The following is a 15,209-nucleotide window of genomic DNA, read 5'->3' as shown; positions in this document are numbered from 1 at the left end:
GCGCCGGCCTGCGATCCGGTTTTTCCGGCGGTGAAATTGGAGTGGATTATGCGATCGCACAAAACGCGTGTCAACAACTGGTACGTACCAGATTTTTATATTTTTTAAGTTTATGAATTTAATACGCTTGTCATAAAAATTCGCTATTTGCGAATAGAACTACCTTTAATATCGGTAATGCAACTATTCTTTGCACCATATTGGTACGTTCCAATAGCTGGATTATTTTTCATTTTTTTATTACCGGAGAATGACATTTTGATGACATCGGAACATCGACGCGCGCACTGTTACCCACGGGAGAATTTTTCTTTTGCGGCGCCACTTCCCGTGACGGCGCGTGCCCTCCTACACCCTATCGATATTTCATCATGGCCAACATCAATACCTCCTCCCCGCCCATTCACGATATGGCCGCGCTCGGCATCGCCGCCCAAGAACCCGCCGAAACACACGAATTGCGCGACCTCCCCGCGCCCCCGCCCGGCGGCACGCCGGCCGCGCGTGTGCGCGACAGGCGTCCGCCGAACCTGCAAGCCGAGCCTTCCCACGAGCCGTCGCTGGCGTTGACGCATCTGCATCACGACGTCCCCGCAGACCCGCACATGGAAATCGCCCCCAGCCAGACCATGATGGCCGAGTTGAGTTCGCCGCATGCCGGCCGTTCGCCGGCGCTGCGCCAGTTGCACCAGGACATGCGCGAGATCGGTGTGGAGCGCGCCGAATTCGACAGCATCATTGCCGCCCTGGGCGGACGCGAAGTGGCCTCGGCCTCGGCCGGCGTGTTGCTGGCTTCACTCAACGACCACGTCGCCATCGTCAGTTTCCCCTTCAAATTCCGCACCTCCACTGTCACCACCCACCTGCTGGTCGTCAAGGACAGCGTGGACGACGAACACGGCAAGACCGATTTGTATTTCCTGAAGGGATATGCGGATCGTGTCGTGGGCGCACGCGACCTGTTGGCATTCGATCAGCGCCGCGCCGAACTGGTACAAATAGAACAGGAGCAGGCCAACGCCGCCCGCAAAGGAAAGGACAAGGGAAAAGGCAAGCAAAAGGCCGATGCGCACGATCAGCCCACGATGATGGAAACCTACATCTGCACCTACCTGCTCGAGCTATCGAAGAAATCCTCGCTGTTCGCCCGTCGCAGCCTTGATGAGAGCAACACCATCATCATGCCGGTGCCGCTCAATGCGACGCCATTTCCACGTCAGTTCGCGTGGGCCGCGGCAGAAAACTACATGGCCGAGGGCTTCGGCCCGCGCCCCGCCGTCAACCGCGGCGACGGCCGCGAGAAAAGCGATTTCAGGCTTGGCTACAGCGACCTCAACGGCCCCGAGAACCGCAACATCATCTTTATCACCGAACAGAAATACCATGATCGCGCGCGACCGATGCAACATCGCGCATACGGCGATTATCCGGCCAGCCTCAATGTGGGGGGCGGCGCCATCGCCGAGGTCACCGGCTTCGACGAGCACGGGGTGGAGATCATGGGGCCGGCAGGCAAGGTGGCCGGCGTCAAGCTGGCGACCATGCGCGAGGTCGTCGACAAGTTCATGCGCGACAAACCGCGCGACCGGACCTTGATCGTGCGCACCGAAGACCAGTACCGGCACCAGTTCGTCTACACGCCGCAGGGCCTGCAGATGATGCTGCTGGACCAACACGGCGAACCGGTCAAGGCGCTCGCGCCGCTGCCCGGCTCCGACGTTTCGACCTACGGCTGGCGCGGCGCCAATACCGGTCCTTTCGGCAGCCTGCCCGGCTACGCCAACTCGATGATCGTGGTCTCGACCGGCGAGGCGATTCCGGCCGGGCCATTCCTGAAGGATCGCCATAGCTTGAAGGGGATTGCCACGGCGGCCTCGCATGCGCTGGTCGACGTCATCCTCAACGACATGAATCCGGCCGTCAAGGGCACCACTGCCAACGCCGCCCTGAACACCGCCATGCGCGCCGCGGTCACGGCCGCCACCGTGTACGGCATGACCTCGCTGATCAACACCTTCCGCGACGAGAAGACCCATGCGCTGTTCGAAGGCGCGCAACCATTCAGCGGTTCCGGCGCGGGACTGGTGGACGCCAAGACACTGGCCGGCGCCATCGCCGTCACGGTGCTGGCGCAGGACGTGGTCAGCATGGCGTATCGTTTCGCCTATAAGAATTTCGTCAAGGACACCGCCAAGGGCCGTGAGAAATTCAGTGGACAGGTCTTCAACGAGGCGATGCTGCCTTTCCTGGGTGAGTTGGGACGCCTGTTGGTCAACTACGGCATCCAGAAGGAAATGGGACTGCCGCGCGGCAACGAAAAGGACATTGCCAGCCTGGTCGGCGTGGCGACCTTGTTGACGGCGGTGAATTTCCTGCGTGGCCGCTCGGGCGACCCGGACAACCATTTGCTCCTCAGTGCGACGTACAAGACCATGGATTTCTTCGCCGCCGACCTGGTGTTTCGCACCATCGGCGCGGTGTTTGGCTCGGACGTTCCGGCGCTCGATACTGGGAGCGGAGAGCATGTCCATACCGATCTTGGCAAGAACTTCCTGGAAGCGTTCGTCACGCGCATGGGGGCGCGCGGTCCTGACAAGTGGCTGCTGCCCGTGGTCGGACTGGTATTCTCGGCAGCCGGACTGGCCGGCGCCAATGCGCGCGCCGGCGAAGACCAATTGGCGCGCGAAAATGCGCCCAACAACCTGGTGGCGCGAATACGCGACGCAATCAACGTGCTTTCGGTCGATGGCGAGCGGCTCATCGAGACCGGCCGCGACAAGCTGGAAGACGTCGAAGGACTGCGTCGTACAGCCGTGCTGCTCAAGCGCGGCGTGGAGCATATGCGGCGCGCCATCAACCATCTCAACCTGGATGAACCCCAGACCCATGCCGGCGAGCTGGCCCAGGTGCGCGACGCGGCACGCTTCCATGACATGACTGCGCCGCAACAGGCGGCACACCTGGATGCAGTGGCCAGACGCTATCAAGGCATGATCGCGGCTTCCGACGTGTTCGCCGAGCGCAATCTCCCCGCCTCATCTGCCGTGCCGGATGAAGCGCAGGGTTCCGAAGCCGCCCCGCCGGACCTGAGCCTGGCGGTGTCCAACAGCAGCGCCAACCTGCCCCAGCGCATCCGCGAGCAGGTCGAGTTGTTGATGAAGAGCTTTCCACAGGCCTATGCCGAAAACCGTGAAATCATCTATCCCACCGCGGTGGCGCCAGACTTCATCGCCGCCACCCTGCCCCACACCGCCAAGCCCGGCGCCCCATTCGCCAAGACCGAACGCATGCCGCGCGACCATACCACGTTCACCGACGCGCAGGTGCCCTATGTCAAGGAGATCCAGCGCGCCCTGGCCGAAGCGCCGGGCATGCCGCGCCGGGTAGAAGACAGCAATGCGCTGTACCTGCAACTGAGCAACCGCATGCTCGACGAAGGCGACCATTCGGTGCACGCCTACTCGCTCGAATCGCAACTGTTCCACTATCTGTTGCGCTGGGCGCAGACGGGCCAGGAAAAGTACCTGCGACTGGCGTCGGGGGTATGGTTCAAGATCGCGGCGATGAACCATCGCGGCAACGTCACCGGGGAACGCGACAAGTTCGTCACCGCCATCTCGGTGCTGATGGTCAACCTGATGGCCTTGCATGGCAAGCCGGCGGCGCACGTAGTGCACCGAGGCGTCGTAACCGACGCCCATTACATCGAGCAGTCGCGCCAGGAAGAGGCGCGCGAACGCTATGGCGATGATGCCGTGTTCATCGGCGAGGGCGCGGTGGTCGCCATGAGCGAGATCATGTCGGTCACCAGCTCGACCCAGATGACGGCCACCTTCCTGCAGGGGCTGGGCCACGGCGCCGCGCCGATCGATCGCAGCCAGCATATGGTGATCCGCCAGGAAACCGCCTTGCCGGTGCCGCGCCAGACCGAGCATATACAGGTCGAAAGCCTGTTGATGCCTGGTACGGTGGCCACCATCGATCGCATCGACCATAACCCGCCACCGCAGAGCAACCGCGACATCAAGCAAAAACGCAAGACTGGCGAATTGATGAACTCCGCAGAGAGCCAGGAATTCAATCTGGGGCAGGTGCTCTATACCAGCGTGGTCGATACCTTCCTGGCTGAGGTGCGATACATGCAGTACCTGCAGGCGCAAGCCAGCGGCAAATCGCTTGAGCCGGATATCGAAGATGGCGCACTGTGCTGCCATCCCGAGACTTCGCAACTGTACCGGTATGACAGTGCGCAGCGGAAGATGGTCTTCACCGGGGGGACGCTGAATTACTTCCATGGCGGTCCGCAAGAACCGAAGGAGCACGAGCAGGCACGCTGGCGCGAGCCCTACACCTCGCCGCTGAGCCCGGCGCAGATTCGCATCGGCATCCAGGGGGCGATCCTGATCGGCCACCCCGTCGTCCCCTATCTCAACGATATGGTGCGCAACGTGTCCCACGAGATCTATCGGCGGCTGGGCGGCTACTATGATCCGGCCAGCCCCAACCATCAATACAAACTGGCCGACGACGCGCGCCGGTCGGCCATGAAACAGGCGGCAAAGCGTCCTATCCAGGAGATCCAGGCCTGGACGCCGCAAACCCTGTTCACGCTGCCCGCGTCCGGGCGCGCATTCGTCCCGGGACAGCCGTTTCCAGGCGAACTGATGGCACGGGTGTTGAGCTCGGCGCTGCACCGGGCCATGATGATCATGGAGGTCGACGCCAGCGGCGAGCTGGTCATGCAGCAACGCTCGCGCATCGACCATAACAACCGCGCGCGCACGGAGGAGGTGCCGCTGGTGCATCGTCACTTCCTCAAGACGCACGATCATTTCGACCTGACCTACGATAGCCAGCGCGCACCGATGCTGGGCGTCGGGCCCAATGGCTACTATCTGGTGGCGCTGCACCAGGGCCAGTACCGGGCGGTGCCGGTCAACATCGCCGGCCCCGGCCTGCGCGCGGGCAACCTGATGCATGCATTCCTGGCGCAGGCCTATCCCAATCCCAACCGCAGCCGCTACACGGTCAAGGGCAACGAGATCAAGAGCGCCACCGCCACGCCGCGTGGCTTGCGCCGCCTGCTGCCGGGCCAGAGCGACCATGTGGCCAATTCAGCCACGAACATGCTCAAGCGGCTGAAGAACTTTGCCAAGAGCGACTATGACCCTGTGGATAAATGGTTGGGCGAGATTTATACGGAACTGCACGGCGGCACAGGAAAATGAGGCCGGCAACTGCGCATGCTTAAGCAAGCTCGGCGCACGGTGGAACCATGACGCCGTGCGCCGCCACTCAAACCGGCCATCGAGCTTATCTCGCCAGGCATTCCGACATCACCTCACCGGAGTTCGCCATGATCAACAAGTTCATCGCCATCGTTTCGCCGCTGCTGTTAGTGACCGCCTGCGCCAACGCCCCCGTGGCCAGCCTGATGCCATTGGAAGATGGCAGTTACCGCAGCCTGGCCTACTCGGAAAGCGAGCAGCAGGCCCTGGGAAGTTCACTCAAGCTGGCTGAAACCACCTGCCGCGAGCGCAACCTGCGCCATGCCATCGTCAATGCCGACACGCGATACCGGGGCCTGCCGCTACGCCGGACCGAGCCGCAGGAGACAGCCGCCGAACTGGCCGCCTACGTCAATTCCCCCCGCTTTCCGGCGCTCGATGCCAACGATGACTATGAGGTCAAGGTGCTATTCAAGTGTGTCTGATGAACGCGCCGATGGAACCGGCAATAGGCTGCGCGACACCCAAGCTCAATAGCGGATTAAACGGCGCCTGGCGCCACCCGATCCGCGCCGGGCGTATTTCGTGACGCCGGGCCGCGGTAACCTCATTGTCTTGGAACACATCATGCAAGTCTCATCGAACAACACTACCGTCCCCGTCGATGGCGCTCATCCCGACGCCATCACCCCCGCACCTGCGCGCAACAAGCCTACGCTGCCGCCGCCTTCAGAGGGAATTTCAGAGCAGGCCGTACGCAGCGGCAACATCATGGAACTGAGCTTGCGCTCTGAACATGGCCGCACCGCCGGCGCCGGCGCGCTGGCCAACGAAACGCCCGAAGCACGCCTGGAACGCTTCAATGACCTGGTCACGGTGGCGCGCAAGCACATGCTGGTCGGGCGCCACGAAGACGCCGAACAATTCGAGGTACGCGTGCAACAGCGCGCGCAACGCTTGCTGGAACGCGGCGAAAACCCGCGCCAGCTGGAAGCCCTGTTCACCTTCTCCAATTTCGGCATCGACCTGCCGGCTGACGCCGTCCAGGGCGCCCTGCTGGGTGCGCCGTTCGCCTTCGCCAACCTGATCGCCAAATTCCTGCCGGCCTTGACGCCGGCCAACAGCGGTGCGCTGTCGGGTGCGATCACCATCCTGCTGGTGCACGCCGGCTCCAACGCCATCAACCAGGGCGCCTCTAACGTGCCGCGCTGGGGCAATACCACCAAGTCGCTGGAAGATATCCTGCCCGAGCAAGACCCGCGTGGACCGCTCACGGCCGTCGACGTGTTCAAGAAGATCGGCTCCACCTTCCAGCTGTTCCCGGTATCATTTGCCGCCACCGGCGGCCTGGCCTCGGGCATTGCCCTCGCCGACCTACCCACCGCGGTCAACGCGACGTACGGTATCGGCCCCGCCACCGCCGTCGTCGGCAGCAGCGTCGTCAGCGCCGCCGGCCACGCGGTGGACCGCTATTACAACCGCATCGACAGCGGCCATATCCTGTCCGAGGATGACTGGGAAGGCTCGCTCGACGAGCTCAAGCGCGCCACCTTCAAGGGCGCCGCGGCCAATGGCCTGAATCATGTATTCAACAAGGATACCCTGGGCCTGGTAGGCGAAGGATTGAAGCAGGCGGTCCTGACCCTGCCCAACCTGTCGACACTGGCGCAGGGCGCAGTATGGACCGGAGGCTTGTCGCTCTACAGCGTGGTGACGGCCGAGTTGAACAAAAATCCCAATCTGTCCGATACCGACAAATTCATCAGGCAGCAGATGATGTTTGCCGCGGCCTTAGTCCCGATCACCTTCTTGTGGACCGCTGCCATCGCGGTGGGCCCGTTGCTCGACAAGAAGGCCGGCGCGGTGCTGTCGGCCGTATGGGAGAGCCTGCCCCTGCGCAGACATGAAGCGGCGCAACTGGCGCAGCTGGCACAGTTGCCGCAGCAATAAAGCCTTACTGCCGGCGCCGCCAGCGGCGCCTGATTCGATCCAGTAGCACGCCCAGCAAGCCGCCCGACGCCCCCCGCCGGTGCGGCTTGCGGTCTTTTTGACAGTCCTGGACTGCGTCGGCGCAACGCAACAGCAACTCGCCTTCGGTCGATCCCTTCATGGTCGCGCTCCCGGTGCAGGTCAATCCTGCCGTTTGTAATATCCGCAGACAAAAAACAGCTTGTCCAACTTTTCGAAGTAAGCCGACTTGAGCTGCACCTTGCGCGTCAACGGATGGACCCATTTGTAATCGGTCCAGCCCGAGTTGGCCACTTGCAGCTTCTGCGTCATCTCTTTGTTGAAGAACTTGCCATCGGCGTCGGCGATACGAGTCCAGTCCGCCCCCCAGAGACGACGATTGGCGCCGTGGGCGACGATCTCGCCGTCGAACGAATACACGATGAGGTACAGGTCGCGGTCGATGAAACTGCCCTTGGCCAGCTTGCGCACCTCATCCACGGCCGCAGCCACGCCCTGCTTCCGGGCAAAATCAATGGCCCGCCGCACCATCGCACGGGCCTCGTCGGCGTTGCCGAGTTCGCGTTCACCCAGCACGAACGCCTGAACCGCATGCGACAGCGACAATGCCTGGTCCTTGAGGCTGTCTGCCACGCGCGTGGTCTCCAGCACCATCGCGGCGTTGCGCTGGGTAGCATCATCCAGCTGCGTCAGGGCCGCACTGACTTCGGCGATGCCGATGCTTTGCTGGCCGCCGGCGGTGGCGATCTGGCCGATCAATTGGGCTACCTGGCGCACTCCCAGTGCGATCTCTTGCATGGCGTGGCCGTTGCCGCCCACCAGCACGTTACCACGCTCGACCTTGTCCACCGAATCGGCAATGAGCGCCTTGATCTGGCGCGCCGCCGCCCCGGAATGGCGCGCCAGCTCCCGCACCTCGGCCGCCACCACGGCGAAACCACGGCCCTGCTCGCCGGCCCGCGCGGCTTCGACCGCCGCATTGAGTGCGAGGATATTGGTCTGGAAGGCAATGTCATCGATCACGCCCACGATCTCCTTGATCTGCTCCGAGCTGTCCCGGATCTCACCCATGATGCGCACCAGGTCGCCGGATACGCCCTGGCCCTGCGTGGCAAGGCGGTCGGCTTCCATGGCCAGGCGATTGGCCTGGCTCGTATTGTCGGCGTTATGGCGCACATTGGCGCTCAATTGCTCCAGTGACGCCGCGGTCTGCTGCAGCGAGCTGGCCTGCGCCTCGGTGCGCCCGGACAGCGCGGTGCTGTCGGCGACGATCATGTCGGAGGTCGCCGCCAACGTCATGGTGCCCAGGCGCACGTCGGCCACGACCTTGAACAGCATCTGGTTGATCGTGTCGAGGTGCCGCGCCAACTGGCCCATGTCACCTCGTGCCTGGATCACCAGGCGCTGGCTGACGTCACCTGTCGCCAGGCGCGCGGTATGCGCCGTGATCGCATCGAAAGGCCGCGCCAGGGCCCGCAGGTTCCACCAAGCAATAACCAGGCCAAACAGCAGCATCAGCGCCGCAGCGCCAGCCTGGATATCTGCGCCCGGGGCCTGCCAGGCCAGCAAGCCAGCCATTACCCCCATCAGGCACAACAGGACAGCCTGGCTGACCACCAGACGGGTACGGAGATCGAATGCGCGCACGGCGGGGACTCCAGGCCGAAGTGGCCGAATCAATCGGCGGCGCGGGTAACGGCCAGTTGCGGCCGCTCCTCGACCACCAGCTTGAACACATCGGGCCGCGCATAGTGACCGGCGACATCGAAGTCGAACTTGCCGCGCACCACATCGTCCATATCCAGCTCGGCGCACAGGATGGTCTCGCCGGTGAAGTCGGGGCCGGCCAGGATCTGGCCCAGCGGATTGATGATCACGCTGCCGCCGCGCATCAGCACCTGGCCATTGTCGTCGCTGATCAGGTTACGCATGTTCGACGGAAAATCGGCACGGGTCAGGTATTGGCAGGCCGATAGCACGAAACAGCGGCCCTCCAGCGCCACATGGCGCATGCTGGCCGCCCAGCTGTCTCGATCGTCGGCGGTCGGGGCGCAATACAGCGATACTCCCTTGTCGTACATCACCATGCGCAGCAGCGGCATGTAGTTTTCCCAGCAGATGACGGCGCCCATCTTGCCCCAGGGGGTGTCGATTGCGGTCAGCGTGGAACCGTCCCCAAAGCCCCAACACAAGCGCTCGGCAGCAGTCGGCATGAGCTTGCGGTGCTTGCCCAGCAAACGGCCATCGGGACCGAAGAACAGCACCGTGCAATACAGGGTGCCGCCGGCGCGCTCGATGACGCCGATGGTCAGGAAGATCCCGGCTTCGCGTACCGCCTCGCCCAACGCCTTGGTCGCCGGGCCGGGGACATCGACCGCACACTTGTAGTACTGGGCAAACTCTTCACGTCCCTCGGGCGTACGCATGCCGATGCGAATGTCGAAACTGGCGCCCTTGGGATAACCGCCGATGAAGGCCTCCGGGAACACCGCCAGTTGCGCCCCCTTCCTGGCGCACTCGGCAATCAGGCCCGCGGCCTTGGCGATGGTGGCGATGGTGTCCCCCGCCACTGGCGAAGCCTGCACTACACATGCTGTCATTTTTGTCATTGCTGTTCTCCGTCAGATTCCAAGATAAGTCCTGCGTATATCGTCATTGCTGGCCAACTCGGCCGTGGTGCCGGCCACCGCGATGCGCCCTGCTTCCAATACGTAGCCGCGACTGACGATCTTCAGCGCGGCCGCCACGTTCTGCTCGACCAGCAACACGCTGATGCCGCGCTGGTTCACCTCCGAGATCGCTGCGTGCACCTCGGCCACCATCAGCGGCGCCAGGCCATGGCTGGGCTCATCCAACAGCAGCATCGCGGGGCGCGACATCAGCGCGCGGCCAATGGCCACCATCTGCTGCTCGCCGCCCGACAAGGTGCCGGCCTTCTGCAACTGGCGCTCCTGCAGGCGCGGGAACAGCCGAAAGCAATCCTCGATATCGCGCTGTTCGATCTGGCGGCGGCGGTGATACCCCCCCAGCAGCAGGTTGTCCTGCACCGTCATGTCGGCAAACACATGGCGGCCCTCGGGCACGCAGGCCAACCCGTGCTCGACCCGTCGGTGGGCCGGTACCGAAGAAATATCCTTGCTACCGAATTCGATGCGCCCGCTACAACGCGGCAACAACCCCAGGATGGCGCGCATCAGCGAGGTCTTGCCGGCGGTGTTGGCGCCCAGGATGGCGACTGTCTCGCCGGCGCGCACCTGCAGCGAGATATCGTCGAGCACAGTGCGTCGGCCGTAGCCGCCCGTCACGTTATGCAGGCTGAGCATGTTCACTCCCCAGATAGGCTTGGATCACTTTTTCGTTGCGCGAAACCTGTTGCGGCGAACCGTCGGCGATGAGCTTGCCGAAATTGAGCACCAGGATGCGTTCGGAAAGGTTCATGATGGCGCGCATGTGATGCTCCACCACGACCATGGTCAGGCCGGTGCGGTCGCGCAGCTCGCGCAAGGTATCCATGACGCGATCCATCTCCAGCGGCGTCAGTGCCGCCATCACCTCGTCGAGCAACAGGATGCGCGGACGCGTGGCCAGGGCCCGCGCCACCTCGCCCAGCGCCTTCTGCGGAAAGGTCAGGTCGTCCACCATCAGTTGTGCGGCCTGGGCCATGCCGACCCGCTCCAGGCAATCGTGTGCCAGCTCCTGGGCTGAAGCGACGGTATTGTTGAGCAAGGCCGCCGTCATCACGTTGTCGAGCAGGGTCATTCCCGGGAACAACGCCGTGTTCTGGAAGGTCTTGGTCACGCCGGCCCGCGCCACGACATGCGGGCGTCGACCATGCAATGGCTTTCCTTCGAGATGGATTTCTCCCGCGCTCAGTCGCTGCAGGCCCACCAGCGAACTGAACAGCGTGGTCTTGCCGGCGCCGTTGGGGCCGATCAGACCGACGATCTCGCCCCGGCGCAATGAAAAACTCACATCCGACACCGCAGTGAGGCCGCCGAAGCGCACCATCAGGCCCTGCGCCTTGAGTAATTCGCTCATTTGGCCGCTCCTGCTGTGCGTGACGGCCACAACGACAGCGAGGCCAGACCTTGTGGGCGCACCAACACCACCACGATCAGCACCACGCCGAAGATGAACGGCGCCACACCCGCAGCCTGGTTGGAGAATCCGGCATTGAGCAGTTCCTCCACCAGTACCACGAACACCGCGCCGATGACCGGCCCCCACAGGCTGCCGACACCGCCGACGATGGCAATGAGCGCCGCCCGAATCGAGATGCCGGCCACGCTGAAGACGCTGTCGGGATCGAAAAAGGCTGTGAACTGGGCAAACAGCGATCCTGCCAGTGCGGTCAGCGATGCCGACACCACACCACCGATCAGCTTGACTCGCAAGGTATTGACGCCGGACATCTCGGCGGCATCCTCGTTTTCCCGGATGGCGCGCAGGTAATACCCCATGCGTCCGCTGGCCATGAACTGGTAGACCGCACATACCAATACGAAGAATGCCGCCAGCACTGGCACATAACCCCCGGCTCCACGGAACTGCAACATGCTCCATGAATTGCCGATGAAGGGAATCGATACTCCTTGCGGACCGCCCGTCAATTGCGGAAACGATACGGCCACGATATGGCAGGCTTCACCGAAGGCCAGGGTAGCCAGCGCAAAATACGGCCCCTTCAAGCGCATCGTGGGCAGCGCAATCACCCAGGCCGCGACACTGGCCAGCAACATGCCCACCGGCATCCCGAACCAAGGGCTGATGCCCCAACGGATCTGCAACAGCGTGGAAGCATAGGCGCCAATACCGAAGAATGCCGCATGGCCTAGCGAAACCTGGTTGGCCAGGCCGCCGACGATATTCCAGCACTGGCCCAGGGAGGCCGCCATCAGCACCAGGCACAGCACCCGCACGGCATAGCCAGTTGGCTGCAGCAGCGCGCCTGCGGCGACACAGGCCACGCCGCACAGGACGATAAGCAACAGGGATTTCTTCATTTTTTCGCTCCTCCGAGCAGCCCTTCCGGCTTGAACGCCAGCAGCGCGATGAAAAACACGAACAACGTAAGGTTCTGCATCTGGATCGGCATGAACAGCGCCGAGAACGCCTGCACCACCCCCACCACCAACCCTCCTGCCAACGCCCCCATCACGCTGCCCAACCCGCCCAGTACCACCACCGTGAACATGAGGGTGACGAACTGCGAGCCCGAGGTCGGATTGACCGACGAATACGACAGGATGATGCCGCCGCCGAAGGCGGTCAGCCCGGTGCCCAGGCCAAATGCGACGCCGTAGATCAGATTGGTATCGATGCCGAACAGACGTGCCGCCATGGCGTTCTGCGAAGTCGCCCGAATCGCTCTTCCGGTCCAGGTATAGCTCAGAAACAGCCACAACAGCACACACACCGCGGCCCCTAGTGCAAAGGCGATCAGGTACGGCACCGAGATGAACAGGTCGGCCACTTCAATGGCGGCAGTCTGATAAGGCGTGGTGACACTACGAAAGGTAGAACCGAACAACATCAAGGCGCCATTCTCGAGCACCGCCAGCAAACCTACCGTCAGGAATATCTGCGCCACCGGAGAGGCATTGATGACGCGCCGGATCAGCAGCCACTGGCAGACGAAACCGATGGCAAAACCGACCACCAGCGCAATGAAGGCGCCGACGATGGGATCGATACCCAGGTAGTGCGAGGCGAACCATGCCGCATACATGCCCAGCATGAGGAACTCGGCCTGGGCGAAGTTGACGATGCGCAGCACGCCGAACACCAGCGACAGACCAACCGAGATGACACCGTAGACGCCGCCGATCAGCAGGCCATCTATCAATGATTGGAGCAAGGCATTCATGTCTTCCCCGATATCGGCTTATTTGACTTCATGGCCAAGCCAGCGCGGCGCCTGGCGTGCGGCCGAGGCGGGAAACACCGTGACCAGGTCAGCTCCGCGCCATTGCACGAAGATCGGATAGGCGCTGGACGTCAGGCCGTTGGCATCGAACGCGGTACAGCCGCCCGGGATACCCGTGGCCAGCCCCTCACAGTTACGTACCTGGGCGATGGCATCACGTATCTTGGCCGGGTCACGCGACTTGGCTCGGTCGGCGGCTGCCACCATGTGCTGCAAGGCGGCGCCGTACATGATCGATTCGTGCGCCATGAACATGCCGTACTTGGCCTTGTAGCGTGCCGCCAGTTCTGGCACGTTGTCGTAGTTGGCCGGCGCGATCGAGAACACGTCTTCGGCATAGGGGCCGAGCGCCTTCTGGAAGTCGGGGATGATGTAGCCGGCAGCGCCGCCGACGATGGGCAAATCCACCTTCTGCTGCTTCATGGTGCGGATGATCAGGATGCCGTCATTGAAATACGACACCGGAAAAACCACCTGTGCCTTGGAGCGACGCAATTTGTTAATCAGCGGCGCGACGTCGGTAATGCCCAGCGGATAGGCGTCGTCGATCACTACCTCCACTCCAGCCTTTTGCGCAGCCTTGCGGATTCCGTCTGCCTGTGCAGTGCCATAGGCCGTATCTTCATAGAAGATGGCAATGCGCTCGATCTTGGTGCCGGCTTGCTTGGCCAGGTCAACCGCATAGCCGAACTGTTTCTCACCGAAGGTGGAAGCCTTGGGCGCCACCTGGAAAATATATTTATAACCGCGGCCAGTGATCTGGTCCGCAAACGAGTGGGTAATCATCGGGATACCGAGTCGCTCGGTCGCCTCGGAGGCGGCCAGCGTGATCGAGCTGACGAACGACCCTATGATGCCGACCACGCCATCCTGGCTGACCAGCCGCTGCACCGCAGCTGCGGCGCCGTTGGGAGCCGGGACGTCGGCAAACACCAGTTGCACCTTGTCAGCCGCTGCCCGATTCTTGTTGATGTCTTCCAGCGCCAGCTCCATGCCGTTGCGCGCATTCGCGCCGAACTGCGCGTTGGCGCCCGAGAGCGGAAATACGGCGCCGATCTTCAGCACTTCGGCGTTGACGTTAGTGAAAAATGCGACAGACACGGCCATTGCGATGGCGGGTACGGCGAACAAAGTCTTCATGATCATCCCCAAAATTTAGTCGGCGATGAAAATATAGAACCAGTAAAAATTTATGTCAAAGAATTTCGACACAAATATCAATAAAATTTAAAAAATACCGCAATCATTATTTACAAAGGCAGATACCACGCGATATATTTCTGTCGAACATTATCGACATGGAGAGTGGGATGCACGAAAAACTTGCCGCAGTCGGGCTGGACGAAAAGGAACAGCGCTTCTACCTGGCGGCCCTGCAACTGGGCAGCGCACCGGTGACGGTTGTAGCGATGCGGGCGGGGGTGACGCGCACCAACGGTTACGACCTGCTGAACCGCCTCGAGCGCCGCGGGCTGCTGGCACAAGTACACGGCGAGGAAGGCATCCGCCAGGTGATACCGACCGATCCCAATGTCCTAATCAAGGAATGGGAGCAAACGCGCAGCATGCTCGACGACCTGGTGCCGGAACTACGCTCGATGTTCAACAGCACGCCGCGCAAGCCGCGCATCCGGTTTCATGAGGGAGAGGAAGGTATACAGCGCGCGCTATGGAGCACACTGGATTGCCAGTCGAAACACCTGTACGGCATCCTGTCGATGCATGAACTGCTTGAAATCCCAGGCCCGGCCTGGATGGATAGCTATATCGCCGAACGCATCCAGCGCGGCATTCAGCTTGATGTGGTGCGCTCGTACTCGCGCGAGACCGAACCGATCTGGCCAGCCGCCCGCAGCGAGTTGCGCGAACTGCGCCTGGCGCCCACGGAACTGGACCTGGGCATGACCGCCTATATCAGCGACGACACGGTGGTCTACATTTCATCGAAGAATGAAAACTACGCACTGACCATCGAAAGTCGCGAACTGGCCTCCTTGCAGAAAAGCCTGTTCCAGTCGCTATGGAAGCTATCCAAACGACATAAATAAAGTCCTTGGCGCCAGAACCCGGAACAAAAAAGGAGAGGC

At 62.3% G+C, this 15,209-nt stretch carries 11 protein-coding genes; 4 read left to right on the top strand and 7 right to left on the bottom strand.

The features are described 5' to 3' along the window. Positions 1-371 precede the first annotated feature (371 nt). The 3 genes from FB597_RS11110 to FB597_RS11100 all read left to right on the top strand — a co-directional run bounded on the left by FB597_RS11110 (position 372) and on the right by FB597_RS11100 (position 7,178). On the top strand, positions 372-5,228 hold the full coding sequence (locus FB597_RS11110; protein WP_144769558.1) for a hypothetical protein: 4,857 nt from the start codon (positions 372-374) through the stop codon (positions 5,226-5,228). A gap of 128 nt (positions 5,229-5,356) precedes the next feature. After that, on the top strand, positions 5,357-5,713 hold the full coding sequence (locus FB597_RS11105; protein ID WP_183405765.1) for a hypothetical protein: 357 nt from the start codon (positions 5,357-5,359) through the stop codon (positions 5,711-5,713). Positions 5,714-5,855: 142 nt separating this feature from the next. Further along, the gene (locus FB597_RS11100) at positions 5,856-7,178 is read left to right on the top strand and encodes a hypothetical protein (RefSeq protein WP_144769557.1); all 1,323 of its coding nucleotides are present in this window, start codon (positions 5,856-5,858) and stop codon (positions 7,176-7,178) included. Between the two features lie 180 nt (positions 7,179-7,358). Here the strand turns inward: FB597_RS11100 and FB597_RS11095 are convergent, their stop codons facing one another. Genes FB597_RS11095 through FB597_RS11065 form a run of 7 tightly spaced genes read right to left on the bottom strand, consistent with a single transcriptional unit; the run spans position 7,359 to position 14,262 of the window. Further along, positions 7,359-8,843, bottom strand: a complete 1,485-nt coding sequence (locus FB597_RS11095) for a methyl-accepting chemotaxis protein (RefSeq protein WP_141912086.1) — start codon at positions 8,841-8,843, stop codon at positions 7,359-7,361. A gap of 29 nt (positions 8,844-8,872) precedes the next feature. Then, on the bottom strand, positions 8,873-9,805 hold the full coding sequence (locus FB597_RS11090) for a nitrilase-related carbon-nitrogen hydrolase (protein ID WP_144769556.1): 933 nt from the start codon (positions 9,803-9,805) through the stop codon (positions 8,873-8,875). 12 nt (positions 9,806-9,817) lie between these two features. Then, on the bottom strand, positions 9,818-10,519 hold the full coding sequence (locus tag FB597_RS11085) for an ABC transporter ATP-binding protein (RefSeq protein ID WP_141912081.1): 702 nt from the start codon (positions 10,517-10,519) through the stop codon (positions 9,818-9,820). Beyond that, positions 10,503-11,234: an ABC transporter ATP-binding protein gene (locus FB597_RS11080; RefSeq protein ID WP_141912079.1), complete on the bottom strand. Its 732-nt coding sequence runs from the start codon at positions 11,232-11,234 to the stop codon at positions 10,503-10,505. Before FB597_RS11080 ends, FB597_RS11085 begins: the two co-directional genes overlap by 17 nt. Next, on the bottom strand, positions 11,231-12,199 hold the full coding sequence (locus tag FB597_RS11075) for a branched-chain amino acid ABC transporter permease (RefSeq protein WP_141912077.1): 969 nt from the start codon (positions 12,197-12,199) through the stop codon (positions 11,231-11,233). The genes FB597_RS11080 and FB597_RS11075 overlap by 4 nt, the downstream gene beginning before the upstream one ends. Continuing rightward, on the bottom strand, positions 12,196-13,062 hold the full coding sequence (locus FB597_RS11070; RefSeq protein WP_141912075.1) for a branched-chain amino acid ABC transporter permease: 867 nt from the start codon (positions 13,060-13,062) through the stop codon (positions 12,196-12,198). Before FB597_RS11070 ends, FB597_RS11075 begins: the two co-directional genes overlap by 4 nt. An 18-nt stretch (positions 13,063-13,080) precedes the next feature. Continuing rightward, positions 13,081-14,262: an ABC transporter substrate-binding protein gene (locus FB597_RS11065; protein ID WP_141912073.1), complete on the bottom strand. Its 1,182-nt coding sequence runs from the start codon at positions 14,260-14,262 to the stop codon at positions 13,081-13,083. Between the two features lie 170 nt (positions 14,263-14,432). Here FB597_RS11065 and FB597_RS11060 point away from each other — a divergent pair, with 170 nt between their 5' ends. Continuing rightward, entirely contained in the window at positions 14,433-15,170 is a 738-nt protein-coding gene (locus FB597_RS11060; protein WP_183405766.1) for a TrmB family transcriptional regulator, read from the top strand. Positions 15,171-15,209 lie beyond the last annotated feature (39 nt).

Source organism: Herbaspirillum sp. SJZ099 (assembly GCF_007828355.1).
Taxonomy (GTDB): Bacteria; Pseudomonadota; Gammaproteobacteria; order Burkholderiales; family Burkholderiaceae_D; genus Herbaspirillum.
The sequence above is the reverse complement of the archived record's forward strand: the minus strand, read 5'-3'. Positions and strand labels throughout refer to the sequence as shown.

What these genes read in the sequence shown, in the direction of transcription:
- FB597_RS11110 (WP_144769558.1), top strand. Translation starts at nt 372, where the DNA reads ATGGCCAACATCAATACCTCCTCCCCGCCCATTCACGATATGGCCGCG.
- FB597_RS11105 (WP_183405765.1), top strand. Translation starts at nt 5,357, where the DNA reads ATGATCAACAAGTTCATCGCCATCGTTTCGCCGCTGCTGTTAGTGACC.
- FB597_RS11100 (WP_144769557.1), top strand. Translation starts at nt 5,856, where the DNA reads ATGCAAGTCTCATCGAACAACACTACCGTCCCCGTCGATGGCGCTCAT.
- FB597_RS11090 (WP_144769556.1), bottom strand. Translation starts at nt 9,805, where the DNA reads ATGACAAAAATGACAGCATGTGTAGTGCAGGCTTCGCCAGTGGCGGGG.
- FB597_RS11085 (WP_141912081.1), bottom strand. Translation starts at nt 10,519, where the DNA reads ATGCTCAGCCTGCATAACGTGACGGGCGGCTACGGCCGACGCACTGTG.
- FB597_RS11080 (WP_141912079.1), bottom strand. Translation starts at nt 11,234, where the DNA reads ATGAGCGAATTACTCAAGGCGCAGGGCCTGATGGTGCGCTTCGGCGGC.
- FB597_RS11075 (WP_141912077.1), bottom strand. Translation starts at nt 12,199, where the DNA reads ATGAAGAAATCCCTGTTGCTTATCGTCCTGTGCGGCGTGGCCTGTGTC.
- FB597_RS11070 (WP_141912075.1), bottom strand. Translation starts at nt 13,062, where the DNA reads ATGAATGCCTTGCTCCAATCATTGATAGATGGCCTGCTGATCGGCGGC.
- FB597_RS11065 (WP_141912073.1), bottom strand. Translation starts at nt 14,262, where the DNA reads ATGAAGACTTTGTTCGCCGTACCCGCCATCGCAATGGCCGTGTCTGTC.
- FB597_RS11060 (WP_183405766.1), top strand. Translation starts at nt 14,433, where the DNA reads ATGCACGAAAAACTTGCCGCAGTCGGGCTGGACGAAAAGGAACAGCGC.